This is a genomic window from Cellvibrio sp. BR (assembly GCF_000263355.1).
In the GTDB taxonomy this organism is placed as follows: domain Bacteria; phylum Pseudomonadota; class Gammaproteobacteria; order Pseudomonadales; family Cellvibrionaceae; genus Cellvibrio.
The window spans coordinates 276,876-292,068 of sequence record NZ_JH668204.1; the positions used below are offsets into that span (position 1 = coordinate 276,876).

Annotated in this window: 16 protein-coding genes; 4 read left to right on the plus strand and 12 right to left on the minus strand. The window is 48.9% G+C overall.

What is annotated here, in order from left to right; all coding sequences use genetic code 11:
- Positions 1-164: 164 nt before the first annotated feature.
- Genes O59_RS17040 through O59_RS17060 form a run of 5 tightly spaced genes read right to left on the minus strand, consistent with a single transcriptional unit; the run spans position 165 to position 6,104 of the window.
- Entirely contained in the window at positions 165-1,205 is a 1,041-nt protein-coding gene (locus O59_RS17040) for a MoxR family ATPase (RefSeq protein WP_007644818.1), read from the minus strand.
- Positions 1,202-2,704, minus strand: a complete 1,503-nt coding sequence (locus tag O59_RS17045; protein WP_007644820.1) for a DUF4350 domain-containing protein — start codon at positions 2,702-2,704, stop codon at positions 1,202-1,204. The genes O59_RS17040 and O59_RS17045 overlap by 4 nt, the downstream gene beginning before the upstream one ends.
- Positions 2,701-4,377, minus strand: a complete 1,677-nt coding sequence (locus O59_RS17050; RefSeq protein ID WP_007644822.1) for a hypothetical protein — start codon at positions 4,375-4,377, stop codon at positions 2,701-2,703. The genes O59_RS17045 and O59_RS17050 overlap by 4 nt, the downstream gene beginning before the upstream one ends.
- Positions 4,374-5,369, minus strand: coding sequence for a stage II sporulation protein M (locus O59_RS17055; protein WP_007644825.1), 996 nt, complete (start codon positions 5,367-5,369; stop codon positions 4,374-4,376). Before O59_RS17055 ends, O59_RS17050 begins: the two co-directional genes overlap by 4 nt.
- Positions 5,370-5,408: 39 nt before the next feature.
- Positions 5,409-6,104 (minus strand): RDD family protein, encoded by a 696-nt coding sequence (locus O59_RS17060; protein ID WP_007644828.1) that lies wholly within the window; start codon positions 6,102-6,104, stop codon positions 5,409-5,411.
- A 311-nt stretch (positions 6,105-6,415) separates the two neighbouring features.
- On the opposite strand from O59_RS17060, the gene O59_RS17065 reads away from it, so the two are divergent.
- The 4 genes from O59_RS17065 to O59_RS17080 all read left to right on the plus strand — a co-directional run bounded on the left by O59_RS17065 (position 6,416) and on the right by O59_RS17080 (position 9,239).
- Positions 6,416-6,688, plus strand: a complete 273-nt coding sequence (locus O59_RS17065) for a YbeD family protein (protein WP_007644831.1) — start codon at positions 6,416-6,418, stop codon at positions 6,686-6,688.
- A 1-nt stretch (position 6,689) separates the two neighbouring features.
- Positions 6,690-7,340, plus strand: a complete 651-nt coding sequence (gene lipB, locus O59_RS17070; protein ID WP_007644832.1) for a lipoyl(octanoyl) transferase LipB — start codon at positions 6,690-6,692, stop codon at positions 7,338-7,340.
- 174 nt (positions 7,341-7,514) lie between these two features.
- Positions 7,515-8,549, plus strand: coding sequence for a lipoyl synthase (gene lipA / locus O59_RS17075; protein WP_050977102.1), 1,035 nt, complete (start codon positions 7,515-7,517; stop codon positions 8,547-8,549).
- A gap of 177 nt (positions 8,550-8,726) precedes the next feature.
- Complete coding sequence (locus O59_RS17080) at positions 8,727-9,239, plus strand: GNAT family N-acetyltransferase (protein ID WP_007644834.1); 513 nt, start codon at positions 8,727-8,729, stop codon at positions 9,237-9,239.
- A 67-nt stretch (positions 9,240-9,306) separates the two neighbouring features.
- Here O59_RS17080 and O59_RS17085 read toward each other — a convergent pair whose 3' ends face one another.
- The 7 genes from O59_RS17085 to O59_RS17115 form a co-directional block, all read right to left on the minus strand.
- Positions 9,307-9,795 (minus strand): hypothetical protein, encoded by a 489-nt coding sequence (locus O59_RS17085; protein ID WP_007644836.1) that lies wholly within the window; start codon positions 9,793-9,795, stop codon positions 9,307-9,309.
- Positions 9,774-10,226, minus strand: a complete 453-nt coding sequence (locus O59_RS17090) for a T6SS effector amidase Tae4 family protein (protein ID WP_081489729.1) — start codon at positions 10,224-10,226, stop codon at positions 9,774-9,776. The genes O59_RS17085 and O59_RS17090 overlap by 22 nt, the downstream gene beginning before the upstream one ends.
- 471 nt (positions 10,227-10,697) lie before the next feature.
- Positions 10,698-12,002: an NAD(P)/FAD-dependent oxidoreductase gene (locus O59_RS17095; RefSeq protein WP_007644845.1), complete on the minus strand. Its 1,305-nt coding sequence runs from the start codon at positions 12,000-12,002 to the stop codon at positions 10,698-10,700.
- A 95-nt stretch (positions 12,003-12,097) separates the two neighbouring features.
- Positions 12,098-13,108: a Gfo/Idh/MocA family protein gene (locus O59_RS17100; protein ID WP_007644847.1), complete on the minus strand. Its 1,011-nt coding sequence runs from the start codon at positions 13,106-13,108 to the stop codon at positions 12,098-12,100.
- Between the two features lie 159 nt (positions 13,109-13,267).
- A complete protein-coding gene (locus O59_RS17105) occupies positions 13,268-13,933 on the minus strand; it encodes an SDR family oxidoreductase (RefSeq protein ID WP_007644848.1) in 666 nt (221 codons plus the stop codon).
- Positions 13,934-14,032: 99 nt separating this feature from the next.
- The gene (locus O59_RS17110) at positions 14,033-14,287 is read right to left on the minus strand and encodes a DUF2798 domain-containing protein (protein WP_007644850.1); all 255 of its coding nucleotides are present in this window, start codon (positions 14,285-14,287) and stop codon (positions 14,033-14,035) included.
- 506 nt (positions 14,288-14,793) lie between these two features.
- Positions 14,794-15,193: DUF6795 domain-containing protein (locus O59_RS17115; RefSeq protein ID WP_157152616.1), on the minus strand; the 400-nt coding region annotated here is incomplete at its 5' end.

Below are 15,193 nucleotides of genomic sequence, written 5' to 3' on the forward strand. Positions count from 1 at the left end.
TGGGGCTGAAAATATTTTGATGTGGTATTGGTGCTAGCGGTTTTGAAATAAAGGCTTTATTTCGAAACCCTCAAGTCATGGACGACTTGAGGGAGCTACAGGGATGTATTCATGCGTTTTCGAAATGAAGCCTTTATTTCAAGGGCGCGGATTTAAAAATCCAATCAATTTCGCGGTGCATCAACCTGTAATAAAATATTGTGCAATATCCGCTCGGCCGCTATGCCTTCAATCGCCAATTCCGGCGATAACAAAATACGGTGGCGCAGGGCGGGGATAAACATTTTTTTCACGTCGTCGGGTGTGACGAAGGTGTTGTTGCTGATTAAAGCATAAGCGCGCGCTGCCGCGAGTAATGCGATACAAGCGCGTGGGCCAGCGCCGCGCGCAATGCCTGACCAGCTGCGGGTGGCGCGCACCAGTTTTACTACGTACTGCAGAATTTGGTCATCCACCGTAATTTGCTCGGCGATTTTTTGCAGGCTTAATACATGTGCTGGTTTTAACAGGGTGCGAATATGTTCCAAACCAAAACCGCCTTGTGCTTGCGAAGTAACCTGGCGCAACATTAATTGCTCATCGTTTTCGCTGGGGTAATCGATAATGACCTTCAACATAAAACGATCCAGCTCCGCCTCGGGCAGCGGGTAAGTGCCTTCCTGTTCAACCGGGTTTTGCGTCGCCAATACCATAAACGGCTCGCCGGTTTTAAAGGATTCCCCTTCAATCGTAATCTGCCCTTCCTGCATCACTTCCAATAACGCTGCCTGGGTTTTGGCGGGCGCGCGGTTAATTTCATCGGCGAGTAATAAATTAGTGAAAGCCGGGCCTTTGCGGATTTCAAATTCCTGCTTTGCCATATTGAACATGGCGTGACCCGTGACATCGCTGGGCATTAAATCCGGGGTGAATTGCACGCGCGAAAATTGCCCGCCAAAACATTTTGCCAAGCTGCGTACCAGCAGGGTTTTTCCCAGCCCTGGTACCCCTTCAATTAATACGTGGCCGCGTGCAATCAATGCAATTAATACTTGCTCGATAATCGCGTCCTGACCGATTAATACGCGTTTTATTTCGTTTAATAAATTGTTAGCCAGTACGCTGGCTTGTTGCAAACGTTGCTGCAGGTTTTCATCGGCGTTTGCTACCGCGTTAGTATTTTCATTCGTGTGGGCGCTTTCACTGCTGTGGATTGACTCGGTCATAGTTGCTTCCTGATGGTTTGCAAATGGGCGATGGCGTTGGCAAATTCTTGCGGTTGATGCAGATCCTCGGCATAAAGTGCGCGCTGGATTGCTGCGAGGTCGATGCCGGTTAATTCCTGTAAAAATACACTGCGCTGTTGTTTGTCGGCTTGTGCTAACTGCGGATGCTGTTGCACCAGGCGAGCGAAAATTTGCTGGCGCAATAAGGTGAGTAATTGTGGGTGTTGTTGATTACGCCAGAGCAACATGGCGCTGGCAAAAATATGTTCCGCCAAACTGCGGCGCGCGGTTTCCTTGTTCACAAAAATGGGCCCGAAGCGTTGGCTTCTTGTCCAGAGCCACAGCAGCAGCGCAAGCATTGCGGCGAGTACACCATAGGGTGCATTGCGCCACAGGATTGCAGCGAGTGAGGGCGCATCCTGATTGCTTAAAAACCACACGCGACCATTGTGGTTAGCAAGGCTCCAGAGTGCATAGGCATGGTCGTGACAATCAATGCGGCGATTGCTCCAAATAGTGTTGTCGCTGGTAATGGTGATGCCGCCAGCGCCAACTTCAAAATAAACCATGTGCGATGTTTCTGAATCGTCGGTGCTTTCGTTGTTTTCTTCTGTGCTCGCTTCCGCTGTGTTTGCTTCAGTGTCTACGGATGTTTCATTTTCTGCAGTTATTTCACTCTCGTCGTAGTCCTCATCCTGATAAAAAAAAGGATCGTAACGGCTAAAGTCAAAACGTAAGGGTTTTTCTTCATTGGCGAATTCTACTTCGTTCGGTTCGTCGCCCAAGCTGCAGCGATAATAGTTTTCCGGTTTATCTTCTTTTTTGGTTTTTTTAGTGGTTGATTTTTTATCGTTTTGTTTTGCTTCTTCTTTATTTTCTTGCTTAGTGCTTTCTTGTTTAGCGGTTTCTTCAGCCTCTTGTTTGGGGAGCTGCTCAGCATTTTGGCTATCAGTAGCTTCGGTTGAGTCTTCTTCTGATTCCTCCTGTTCTTCGTCTTCTTCATCCTTGTTATCAAAAGCATCAAACAATGACTGTGCTAAATCCGGCACATGATCAGCGGCGGGGGTGATACCAAAATCGCGCAGTAGTAAATCCTCTTCATCGGTGTGGGAGCCGATAAAAGGGTTTTGCGTGGATGTAATCAGTGTGCCGCCGTTTTCAATCCACTCGTATAAACGCTCATAGCGTTCCTGGGTGAGGGTTTTATTGGCGTTAATCAGTACGATGGTATCGTCCTGCCCCAAGGGAATATTGCGCCAGCGATGGTCATCAAGCAGGCTGAGGTTTTTAATGCTGGTCGCTTGCACGCCGTGTTTACGCAAAAATATTTCGGCGGCGAGAAAATCATTTCGTTTGGCTTCGCTGGAATAACCTAAATCGATTTCTTTTTCTTCCCAGCGAAAGTTACTGATGGCCCAATAAATCAGCCCGGCGATCACCACGGCAGCAAACGCAAGCAAGATAATAATTTGGCGCAGCGACAGGGATTTTTTACTCATTGCGCACCCGCCTTGCCAGCAACTGGTGATGCCGGTGTGACCGGTAATAGCCAACAACTATTCCACTGCAGGCAGAGCTGCTCCGCCAATGCAAATTCTGGTAGCTTGTGGCCGTAGGCAAGTTGCTGCCAATGGCGCGTTAGCTCGGCAAAATAGTCGATTTGTTGTTGTAGTATTTTCTGATGTAAATGTTGTTGCTGCGGATGCTGCGCGGCAGCGACATGATTCAGCAGTTCGCGCATAAGTTGTACACATTCACCTTCTGTATGGCCTTCGTGAATATCGGCGCCTTTATAAATTAATTGAAACAAACTGGCGCGGTAGAGTAGGGCAAGCGCTTCGCGGCTATTGCCTTGTTGCAAGAGTTGTAAGGCATTGGCACTGACATCGTCGGGCAACGATTCCTGCGTGACTTCCATACCAAACAGTGTTTGCGGTTTACTGCGCGGTACCTTGGTGGGCGCAATGCGTACAAATTGCGCTGACAACCAATGGCGGTAGCGATACACCACCAGTGCGACAAGTAGCAGCACGGCGCTCCACAAGAGTATTTCCAAGCCACTGGCGAAAAAACCAAAACCTTTGAAATCCTCAAATTCGTCAAAAAAATCGCCAAAATGTTTATCAAGAAATTCAAAAAACCAATTTTTTTCTTCTTCTTTTTCTATAAAGGTGAGCTGGCGTTTGGTTTCTTTGCGACTAAATTCTACCTGTTGCATGACCTCGGTAATCGCTTTCTGCGCTTGGTCACGGTTTATGTCCTGATAATCGCCCAGGGGTTGCTCAAGCAATTCCTGCGCACTATTTTCCGTTTGCTCTTGCGCAGCTTCCATGGTCGGTAATTGGTCATCGGCATAGGCGTGTGGTGCTGCATCGATTAACAAACAAAAGCCCAGCGCTATAGCACCGAGCAGCGAAACCAGTTGCGATGAAGCGGTGCGTTTGTTGGCAATGCGGCGGAATGCGATATCTATATCCCAGGCTTCTAATTTCACGCGGCGATTTAAATAAAGCGCAAAACCACAGGCCGTATAAAAAGGTGCGGTTAAACCCAAAGCCACATACCACAGCCCCAGTTGTAAATAAGGCAGCCATGACTTTTCCTGATTAAAAAAGAAATGTCGCCATTCGATTTCCAGTTCCTGCGGAACCATTGACCAGAGAATACTGATCATGCCGATGGTGAGAAAAATTTCCAGCAACAGCCCGATAAAACTCAACCAGCCGGCGGGTGTTGAGTCTTCACGGTGTAATACCAATAAACGAGCTTGGCGACGTTTACCAGCAAGCCCTTCCAGTTGCAGCACCGGTAAATCCATGCAGCGCGTGGGGCTAAAGCGGCGAATCGTCAGGCTCATAAACAGGTGTTGGCGCGCGAGTTTGGTGAATTCTTTTAACGTGCTGCGTGTTGTGGGCAAATTGTTAAATACTGCGCGGCTTAGAATGTGCAACAGCGGGCGCTCGTAAAGTGGTTTAAACCACCAGAGCAATACAAAAGCGACCCAGAAATAATGTTCTGGCACCATGAGTGCCAACGCCAAAAAAGGTGCGCTGGCGAGTAGCCAGACTTTTATCATCGGCAGCCACCAACGCTTCGCCATGAGTAAACCTAAATCCACTGCTTCCCACGCCGAGCGCGGGCGAATTTCCAGCGTGACCTGATTCAGATTCATGACGGGCTTCCCTCTGCGCATGTATCCAGCCCGCGCCCGCTAAAGACTAAATAGCTAATGACCACTGTCCATAAAAATCCGCCGACCAGATATTTTTGCCATGGCATTAAAATATTGTTGGAGGACCAAAAAGCTTCAATAAATGCCGCAATCACCAGCATGATAATCACGCCGTAAATTAATTGGATGGCAATTTTACTCGCGCGTTTTAGCGATTCGGTACGCGTGAGATTGCCCGGCGCCAGCAGCGCATAACCGAGTTTCAAACCGGCGGCGCCGGAAATACAAATCGCCGTTAATTCAAAACTGCCGTGCCCCACCACAAAGGTAAAAAAAGTTTGGGTAAATTCCGCATTGGTTAAATGCCCCGCCACGGCGCCCATCAACAAACCGTTGTAAACGAGGAAAAAAATCGAGCCAACACCAAATAAAATGCCGGAGGCAAAGGTGCGAAAACTCACACCAATGTTGTTACGAATATAAAAACCAAACATTTGCACATTGGTATCGGATTCGCGTGCGCTGCCCAGAGTGCGGTTTTGCGGGTCGTACATTTCTTCAAAACTACTGACTTGCGCCGGTGACGTAATGGTGTAAACCAAATCCGGCTGCCACAAAATCGCTAAATAAATAATCAGCCCCGGCACATAGAGCAATGCCGTCGCCCACCAAATATAGGTTTGTTGTGCGCGCACCAAACGCGGAAAACCCGCGACTACAAAACTGATCAGTTGCTGCATAAACGGTTGTTTGCGGCGATAAAGTTGTTGATGGCCGCGCACCACCAAATCGCCCAGCTTGTCGACCAAATGGCTGGAATAGTGGCGGTCTGTTGCCAGTGCATGTAAGTGACACAGGCGGCGATAGCGGCTGGCAAAGCTGGCCAGTTCGCTGCCGGAGAGCTGGCGATTGGGGCTTTCCAGCGCAATGATTTGCTGTTCCAGCAATTCCCATAAGGGTTGATAGGTTTGCTCAAATTGGCCTTGTTTCATCGGCTATTTTTTCCTTGGCTAAATGCTGCAGCGGTGGGCTTAGTGTTTGCCGACCATGCTGTTGGCCATTTGTTTAATGCGCGTGACCGGGTCCTGCGCGCCTATCACCGGTACTAACAGTGCCGCGAGTTCAGCTTGGCGCTCGGCAGACAAATAATTGCTGCGCTCGGCAAAGGCGAGCAGCGCGCGCTGTTCGTCGGTGGAGAAATCGGCTGGCACCGGCAGTTGGCCGCGCACGGCAAAGTCGGTGTGTTGGGCGGTGGTTGCGTCGTACACCACCATGCTGCCGGCGGCTAAATCGCCCAGACGTTTGAATTGGCGATTGCACAGGCTGGTGATAATGCCGGTGAGATAGAGCATGGGCAGGAAGTCCACCACGCGCAGTAGATTGCGCAGCAGCGATGGCCCGAAGGTGATAGGTGTGCCGTCGTCGTTTACCACGCGAATCCCCAGCCATTTTTTGCCGGGTGTGCGGCCGTTGCGTGTCACTTCAAAAAATACCGGGTAAAACCACTCCAGCAAAAACGCCAGTATCAGCGCGACCCCAGTGCCCATTTTGCCGAGCAGGGAGAGCAGGACAAACATAATCGTGGTAATCACGCCGCGAATCAGAATGTCGATCAGCTGTGCTAAACAGCGCACCATAAACCCAGCGGGCGTGAGCGGCAGGAGCGCGCCTTCCGGGGTTTCAATGGCGTGGCGGGTGTCGAGTAGTGGGTGCGAGTGTGATGACAAGTCTGGATATCCTTTTTACATGTCACTGGGGCCGTATCAGCGTAGGTGATGGCTACCGTAGTTGGCGCAAAAGTTATTCTTTTTTGGCGCAAATAATTGTTTTTTTAACGCCAAGATTGGCGGCGAGCATAACGGATAAGCCTATATCTGAATAGTCAAAACCACCTTTTCCGGCTTGTTAAAGAGGATTTCGCCCCCATACTGAGGCTATAATTTGCGCCAGCTTTTATCCCTCTATTTACCAAGACAAGTACCCGCGCAAGTATCAAGGACAGCCCGTTTGCCCAACTTGTCGATAGCCGAGATACCTTATGTCAGACCAACAGCCCCCCAAAATTGAGTTTCCCTGCGAAAACTACCCCATCAAAGTGCTGGGTGAGGCAGGGCCGGATCTGCATACCTATGTGATAGAAATTATGGAGCGCCACGCGCCCGGCTTCGATCAGACGCGCATCACTATCAAAGAAAGCAGCAAAGGCCGTTACAACTCATTAACTGTGTGGATTACCGCTACAGGCGTAGAGCAGCTGACGGCAATTCACGAAGATCTGCGTATTAATCGCAGCATTAAAATGGTGATGTAACTTGGCGCAATCCTCTTTAGCGCTGGAAGTCATCAACCTCGGCCAGCAGGATTACCAAACCAGTTGGCAAGCCATGACCGATTTCACCAACCAGCGCACGCCGGAAACACCGGATCAGCTGTGGTTAGTGGAGCATCCGCCGGTATTTACCCAAGGGCAGGCAGGCAAAGCCGAGCACTTGCTGTTTCCCGGTGATATTCCCGTTGTGCAGACGGATCGCGGCGGGCAGGTGACTTATCACGGCCCCGGCCAGTTGGTGGCCTACCCGTTGCTGGACTTGCGTCGCCTGAACATCGGTGTGCGTGAGCTGGTGACTCGCATCGAGCAAACTATTATTGCCACGCTCGCGTACTACGACATTGAATCTGCCGCCAAGGCGGATGCTCCGGGCGTGTATGTGAACGGCGATAAAATCGCCTCTCTCGGCCTGCGCGTGCGGCGCGGCTGCAGTTTTCATGGCTTGGCGCTCAATGTGGCGATGGATTTAGCGCCCTTCGAGCGCATCAACCCCTGTGGTTATCAGGGCTTGGCGATGACGCAAATGAAAGATTTATTGCCCAATCCGCCCGCATTGGCGGATGTTCAAACCCAACTTGTCGCAGAATTTGCGCGGAAATTGGGTTATGAAACCTGTACAATGCGCGCCAATTAATACGCCTGAATTTTCATCATAGTGAGTTGTGAGGCAGGAATAGCCTTGTGAGACTGCCGGAGACAGGATGTCGACGACAAGCCCCCATCCCATGGATGGGTTCACGGCGTGTCTCACACGCTATTCCTGACTCGCAACGGGTTAATGGCACAGTCAGCCAACAACGAGATTCTTATGACAGACCTTCCACCCGTATCGACTTTCGTACCCGAACTGCAGCCGGTCAAACGTACCGAGCGCTACAAACAGGGTGAAAAGCTGCGCGATGCCGACAAAGTCGAGCGTATTCCGGTAAAAGTGATTGCCAGCGATCGCGACGAAACCCAGCGCAAACCTGACTGGATTCGTGTGCGTATTCCCGCCTCGCCCGAAATTGATCGCATTAAATCTATTCTGCGCAAAAACAAATTGTCGTCCGTGTGCGAAGAAGCCAACTGCCCGAACCTGGGTGAATGTTTTAGTGGCGGCACCGCGACCTTTATGATCATGGGTGATATCTGTACCCGTCGCTGCCCCTTCTGCGATGTGGGCCACGGCAAACCCAATCCACTCGACGAACAGGAACCGCGCAAACTCGCTGAAGCAATTGCGGAGATGCGGTTGAAATACGTAGTGATTACCTCGGTAGACCGCGACGATCTGCGTGATGGCGGCGCCCAGCATTTTGCCGACTGTATCCGCGAAGCGCGCGAACTCAGCCCGAAATTGCAAGTGGAAGTACTGGTGCCAGATTTCCGGGGCCGTATGGAAATCGCTTTGGATATTCTGGAAAAAGAAGCGCCCGATGTGTTCAACCACAATATGGAAACCGTCTCGCGTTTGTACCGCCAGGCGCGTCCCGGTGCGAATTACGAATGGTCGCTGGAATTGCTCAAACAATACAAGGCGCGTCGTCCCGATGTACTCACCAAATCCGGTTTGATGGTTGGCCTCGGCGAAACCAAAGAAGAAATTATTGAAGTAATGAAACACATGCGTGCGCACGACATCGACATGCTCACCATCGGCCAATATTTGCAGCCTTCTAAAGACCATTTGCCGGTTGAGCGTTTTGTTCACCCTGACGAATTTGCCGAGTACACCAAACTCGCGGAAGAAATGGGCTTTAAACACGCCGCCTGCGGCCCACTGGTGCGCTCGTCGTACCACGCGGACAAACAAGCGCACGGTGAAGACGTAAAATGGTTCGGTGAAACCAAAACCAATTAACGGACCTGTTTACCGGTGTTTAAAAAACTCCCGCTAGCCGGGAGTTTTTTGTCTCTGCCTGTTGTCCCATTAATTAGACTGTCTCACTAAGTAGATTGCCCCATTTCAAGCATCCCCATTTTTTATAGCAGTGGCGCCCGTTCGGCACTGCTATTTTGTGCGCATCGAGTAACGATTGTGAAATTATCGGCAGTAAAAAAAGACATTAGGATCAGCGTCTGCGCACTGGAATCCAAACCGGAATTCTTTGCGCAGGTCGCGCGTTGGCATCATCAGGAGTGTGAGCGCCAAGGTTTAAAATCAACTCTCGCCCTGCGCCTGCAGCGCTTGGTCATGCATATCCGTGAAAGCGCCATCCCCAAAACCCTTATCGCCTTGCAAACCGATCAACTAGTTGGTTGCGTTAGCCTGGTGGATTACACCTATCGCAGTAGCGAACGTATGCCCAAAGTCACCAGCGCCAGTCCGGTGTGGCTCAGCAATTTATTTGTAGAGGAAAATTTGCGTCATCAAGGTATAGGCAATAGCTTGATCGATGCCGCAAAAAATTACGCACTGGATTTAGGTTTGGAAGAACTCTGGCTTTCAGCGACAGACTACACCGACTACTACCAAAAACGCGGCTGGGAAATTGTACGCCGCACGAAATTGGGTGGGCGTCAGGTGAATGTGATGCGGGTGGGGTTGTGATTTATGCAGCGAGTTAGCCGTATGACCGGCTAACTCGTGTATACATTGATTCTAGCTTTAATGGTTGCTATTCAAATTGTTGAGCAAAAAAAGCGAAATCTTTTTCATCGGCTCCTTTGTCCTTGCATGCAATTCCACCTTCCAGAATACTGTCAGATACATTGATTTCATTTGCAGTAATAAAAATCGCCTGCCTTTGCTCTCCGCACACCAACCCTTTTTCTAAATTCCACTTTTGTCTTTTCTCTTCAGATATTGATGTGCCAACTATAAGAACAAGGGCTTGTATACTTTTGTCAGGGTAGGCATGTTGTTGTGTTTCACCGTTATCACGTCTAATAAAATGACAAGGTGGCTTGACGTTCAATGGAGTTGTCTTTTGCTCTCCATCTTTGGTGGACAGAAGTTTGCAGTTAGTTTTGTCAATCACAATCTGCAATTCGTATCCGGCTATAGTGGTTTTGTCAATAATATTTGCCTCATCTGCCTGACAGCCAGCGCAAAGCAATGCAAGTAATAAACAGCTAGCTTTATTTAGTTTAGTTGCCAAAACCATACTTGTTCTCCTAGTGAGAAATATTGGGGAGATCCACCTTTCATATCGCTACCATCCCATATGTCGATATGGTCAGTGCCACCCCAACCATTCATGATAAAAATGATTCCTTTCTTTCCAATGAAATCAGCTGAAGTTGATTTTTTAGTTATCTTTTTTGTTTTGCCAAAAATTTTGGGGTTTTTGTCGATCCAATTAGCCAACTCTTGCGCAGCCATGATGTGTCCTGGCTTGTGGTGTTTTAGGCTTGGGTAAGCTGAGTTGCAACGTCTGCGTGGATACATGGTGTTAAACGAGGTGGTATCTATCCCCGATTTTTCCAAGGCAGCGCCCATTCGGATAGCACATTGGTTAGCAAAGAGCTCTGTGCTGCATGGCGAGTCTGGATAAGGGTGGTTATCCCATAAGGTTTTGGCTGTAACTGTAGGCATAAAAATATATCCTTTTTCATTGATTGAGTCTTTTAGTTGCATCCCTAGAATTGACTAGCTTAAGGATGAATACCTTGTAGACAATATGAGTTATCCACAGTTCTTGCAATTACCAAAAATCATATTCATGCGGTGGTTGGTGTTTTTTAATGGGCATTTTTTTAATGTTGTAGGACACTGTATGCGGATAGGCTCTATAAGATAAAAAATCGATGCTACTTCAAGCGCTGTCTTAACTATTTATTTAATTTCCCCCCGAAGATCACTAATCCAGTTTGGTTAACCAATTTATTTGTACTGGAAAATTTGCGCTGTACCCGTTTGGGTGGGCGGCAGGTTAATGGGGGCCTAGAGCGGAGTCGAGTGAATCCCCCTAACCCCCTTTTGCAAAGGGGGAACTACAGAGTGCAAATATCATAAATTGGCACACACCATCCCACCTTTGAAAAAGGGGGGCAGGGGGGATTTAAATCAATGCAACTTCAAGCGCGGTCTTAACCAGCGGTTCAATCGTCCACCTAGCATAATCAAGCCAGTGCGGAGTAAACCGTGAATGGCGATTTGGTGCATGCGATATAAGGAGATATAAACCATGCGCGCCAAGCGGCCTTCGATGAACATGCTGCCTTTGCTCAGATTGCCCATTAAATTGCCGACGGTGGAATAACTCGCGAGGGAAACGAGTGAGCCGTAGTCGGTGTATTTGTAAGCGGTTAGCGGTTTGTTATTCAAGTGCGCGATAATATTTTTGTAACAGGCGCTCGCCATTTGGTGAGCGGATTGTGCGCGCGGTGGCACACGGCTGCCGTCCGGGTTTACAAATTGTGCGCAGTCGCCGATGGCAAAAATGGTGGTGTCGCGGGTGGTTTGTAAAAATTCATTCACATGCAATTGATTGATGCGATTAGTTTCCAGACCGGCGAGGTTGGCCATAAAGTCGGGCACTTTAATGCCTGCTGCCCACACGATGATATCCGCTTGAATTAATTGACCGTCTTTAGTGTGCAGCCCTTCGGTAGAGGCGGAGGTAATCATGGTGTTGAGTTTTACATCCACACCAATTTTTACCAGTTCACTGTGCGCTGAGCCGGAAATACGTTCGGGCAGTGCGGGCAAAATACGCGGGCCAGCTTCAATCAGTGTTACGTGCAAATGTTCGTTGGTGACCGCATTGAAACCGTAGTTGTGAATTTCGTGTACGGCGTGATGCAATTCTGCGGAGAGTTCCACACCGGTTGCACCTGCACCCACAATGGCAATACGCACATTGTCGTCGGCGCCAGTAACACGCTGAATGCGCAAAAATTTATTGAGCAGTTTGGTGTGGAATTTGTGTGCCTGTGTTGGGCTGTCCAAAAACAAGCAGTGATCTTTTACGCCAGCGGTATTGAAATCGTTCGAGACAGAACCGAGTGCAATGACGAGATAATCGTAAGGGATGCGTGTAGAGGGTAAAAATTCCACCCCATCTTCGTCACGCATGGGCGCCAAAACTACTTCGCGTTGTTCGCGATCCAAATCAATCATGGTGCCCACACGAAAGAAAAAGTGATGCGCATTGGCGTGACCGCGATAGCTCACTGCATCCACGTCTTCATCCATGGTGCCCACCGCAATTTCGTGCAGCAGTGGTTTCCACAGGTGAGTGGTATTGCGATCAATCAGGGTAATTTCCGCTTTGTTTTTACGCCCGAGTTTATCGCCCAGTTTAGTGGCCAGTTCTAATCCGCCAGCGCCACCGCCGACAACAACAATGCGTGGTTTTTGTGTCTGCATGTTTTTTCCTGCATTTTACATTAAAAATTCGTTAAGCAATTAGCGCTTGGCGGTTCTCGTTTGCCAGCGCTTGTTTGTGAGCTTTTGTTTACAAACTATAGCTCTACCCAGCGGCCCTCGGCGGCGCTGGCAAAAACGGAATCGATCACACGCATATTATTAATTGCATCAGTCAGCGGTGTGGGTGTCAGTTGCTTGTTGATGATGCTGCGCGCAAAAGCGTCGACCATTTCGCGATAGTGATCGCTGGATTCAATCGCAATAATTTCAGTTTCACCATCGTGTTTGATATGAATTTCAGTGGCGCTGTCGCTAATCGGGTTGAATGGAATCGGCAGCAAAATACTGCCTTTTTCGCCGTAAGCCTCCATGTATTGATGCGCTTCAATTTTGGTGGAAGCGGTGAAGGTGGCGCTGCCTTGATCAAACTCCAAAATGCCTGAGACCAAACAATCCACTTCATAATCTTCGTAGAGGGTGATTTGGCCAATCACCTGTGTCGGCTCGGCATTAAACAGCCAGCGCGACAGCGAAATGCAGTAGCAGCCAATATCCATTAATGCACCACCACCCATATCGGCATTGTTGCGAATATTTTGCGGCTCGCGATTGTTGTAAGAAAAATGTGAATGCAGGGTGAGCAATTTACCAATGCGACCGGAATCGATCAGCGCTTTGGCCGCTTGCCAGCGCGGATGAAAGCGATACATAAAGGCTTCCATCGCGTGTAAATGCGGGTGCGCCTTGGCGGCATCGAGCAGGCGCTGGGCGTCGTCAGCGTTTAGCCCCAAAGGTTTTTCACAGAGGATATGTTTGCCAGCTTGCAGGGCTTTAATCGACCAATCCACATGCAGGTGATTGGGCAGCGGGTTGTAGATGGCATCGATATCCGGGTCGGCGAGCAATTCTTCGTAGCTGCCGTAGGCACGGGCAATACCCAATTCATCGGCAGCGTTGCGCGCACTTTGGCTATCGCGTGAACAAATGGCGAGCACTTCATTGTGTGCAGAGCTTTGCAATGCGGGAATCACTTTGGTGCGGCCGATTTTGGCGGTGCTGAGAATACCCCAACGGATTTTTGCGGATGATGAAATGCTAGTCGACATAATTGTGTTCCTTGATACGGCGCAGGGCCACTACAGACAGGGATCTAAAAAAGTGCTGTCAGTGTAGCCCAAGCGCGGCTCAAAGCGTGAGCCGCAGGGCCAGATCAAGGGGCAAAATTACGCGTTTAAAACACTCACCCGTGATTGGTTAACGGTTTTTTACCAGGGCAATGTCTCGCCATTGGAATGCCAGAAGCCGCCGGAATTCTCCAGAGTTAAATCGGCAATGCGCTGGGTCAGGCGCTGGGCAGATTCAGCGGCGGAAATATCGCCACCAAAATTCACCATCGCCGTTTGTACATAACCTGGGTGCAAAATTGCCACTGCAATGCCGCGTGGTTTTAAGTCCCGTGCAAGCGACATAGCCGCTGCATTGAGCGCGGCTTTGGACATACGATAGCCGTAATAACCACCAGAAGTATTGTCGGCAATAGAGCCCATACGGCTGGTGATAAACGCGATTTTTGCACCGCTAGTCAAATTGCCCAGCAGTGCTTCGGTCACGCGCAGCGGGGCTTCAGCGTTGACCAAAAATTGCTGTTGTATCGATTCATAATCGATATTGCCCAGTTGCTCGTGTTGAAAAATCCCCGCGTTATTGATCAACAAATCAACCTGCTTGCCCCTGAGTTGTTGTGCGAGCGCCGCAACTGCCTTGCCATCGGTGACATCCACACCGCTAATAACTTGCGCACCTGAGGCATCCAGCTCAGGCGATGTAGTGCGGCAAATGCCGATTACTTGCCAGCCCTGGGCGAGATAGTTTTGCGTTAATGCCAAGCCAATGCCGCGATTGGCACCGGTAATTACTGCTGTTTTCATCATTCATTACTCCACGCATTTATTGAGTTCATTGATTGAGCTAATTCATTGGGGCGTAGCTGCGATCTATGGGCGAGAGTAGCGCATAAAAAGGGGCGGCAATTAATTATTTACGGTGAGTTTCACCAGGCGCATAACCAGCGGGCGCACAATTAAAATACACACAAATGCGGATGGCATAGCGATGCGATAAGCATGCAACACCTGCTGGAAGTAGTGATCGGCAATGCCACTGTTGGCAGCAACAATAATCAGCGACATCAAAAACGCCATGATCAGCGACATGTAAAACGCAAATACCACGGGTGTGTATTTAGGGTGTAGTTTGCGGTTGGTAGTGGCGATGGAGTTTTGCATAGGCATACCCTTCTACTGTCGGCGCAATCGGTGAGAGCAGTTGTAATGCCCAAGTGTTGTGCGCAGGTTTAACAAAGGGCCACTCTACGCGGCAGACCGGATTAGCAGTAGATCAGCACATCTATTTACTTTATTAAGCAAATCTTGGTAATCGACCAATTATTTCGTAAGTAATCGCTATTCAAAGCCTTCGCCAGGCTAATTCTTAATACTAATTTAGCTCCAAAGGTAGTACAGCCCCGCTAGTGACGCAGTGAACAGAATAAAACCCGTTGTATATTCGGCAAGGTGGCCATTTTTTGGATTATGTGTCCGGGGATGAGCTTTAAAAACACTGGTGATGAACAGTGCGACTAGAAAGATAGAGGCAAGTATTTTTAGCGTAGTTAGAACGAAAGACATACTATCTAAAAAAACCTAAGCTGCCTTTCTTTTTGAACGGCGTAAACTTCCTCTGCTAGCTTCGCAGCCTTGATTGGACTGAGGGTTGTCATAAAAATCTCCTATTAATTATTCAATGAATCCCATATGCATGCGGTGCCGCCTAAGGAGTGATTTCCTCGTATGGTGGTAAAATCGTTCGTTAATTCACAACGTAGATTGATTGGTTCTCCTCCTAGTTCGGTAAAAATGGCAGGGTCCATTTTGGACATAGCCCACATTTCGTATGGTTTTCCTTCATGTTCCACAGTAATTTCTTGAGATATAACTAGTTGAGCCAAAGGTGTTTCTTTGTAGGTTGTTGTATGTTTCGGAATTTTAAAAAATCCATTTTCGTCTGCCGTGTAATAAAAGGATTCACCCTCTTTATCTTTCCAGGCAAACCACAATTTTATTTTCGCTCCCGCAGCGGGTTTACCTTCAAATGTAATTTTTCCCTCGAGTGGTGAAAAAAGCACGGCTTCT

Coding starts and splice junctions, on each gene's coding strand:
- O59_RS17040 (WP_007644818.1), bottom strand. CDS start 1,205: ATGACCGAGTCAATCCACAGCAGTGAAAGCGCCCACACGAATGAAAAT.
- O59_RS17045 (WP_007644820.1), bottom strand. CDS start 2,704: ATGAGTAAAAAATCCCTGTCGCTGCGCCAAATTATTATCTTGCTTGCG.
- O59_RS17050 (WP_007644822.1), bottom strand. CDS start 4,377: ATGAATCTGAATCAGGTCACGCTGGAAATTCGCCCGCGCTCGGCGTGG.
- O59_RS17055 (WP_007644825.1), bottom strand. CDS start 5,369: ATGAAACAAGGCCAATTTGAGCAAACCTATCAACCCTTATGGGAATTG.
- O59_RS17065 (WP_007644831.1), top strand. CDS start 6,416: ATGTCAGACCAACAGCCCCCCAAAATTGAGTTTCCCTGCGAAAACTAC.
- lipA (WP_050977102.1), top strand. CDS start 7,515: ATGACAGACCTTCCACCCGTATCGACTTTCGTACCCGAACTGCAGCCG.
- O59_RS17085 (WP_007644836.1), bottom strand. CDS start 9,795: ATGGTTTTGGCAACTAAACTAAATAAAGCTAGCTGTTTATTACTTGCA.
- O59_RS17090 (WP_081489729.1), bottom strand. CDS start 10,226: ATGCCTACAGTTACAGCCAAAACCTTATGGGATAACCACCCTTATCCA.
- O59_RS17095 (WP_007644845.1), bottom strand. CDS start 12,002: ATGCAGACACAAAAACCACGCATTGTTGTTGTCGGCGGTGGCGCTGGC.
- O59_RS17100 (WP_007644847.1), bottom strand. CDS start 13,108: ATGTCGACTAGCATTTCATCATCCGCAAAAATCCGTTGGGGTATTCTC.
- O59_RS17105 (WP_007644848.1), bottom strand. CDS start 13,933: ATGATGAAAACAGCAGTAATTACCGGTGCCAATCGCGGCATTGGCTTG.
- O59_RS17110 (WP_007644850.1), bottom strand. CDS start 14,287: ATGCAAAACTCCATCGCCACTACCAACCGCAAACTACACCCTAAATAC.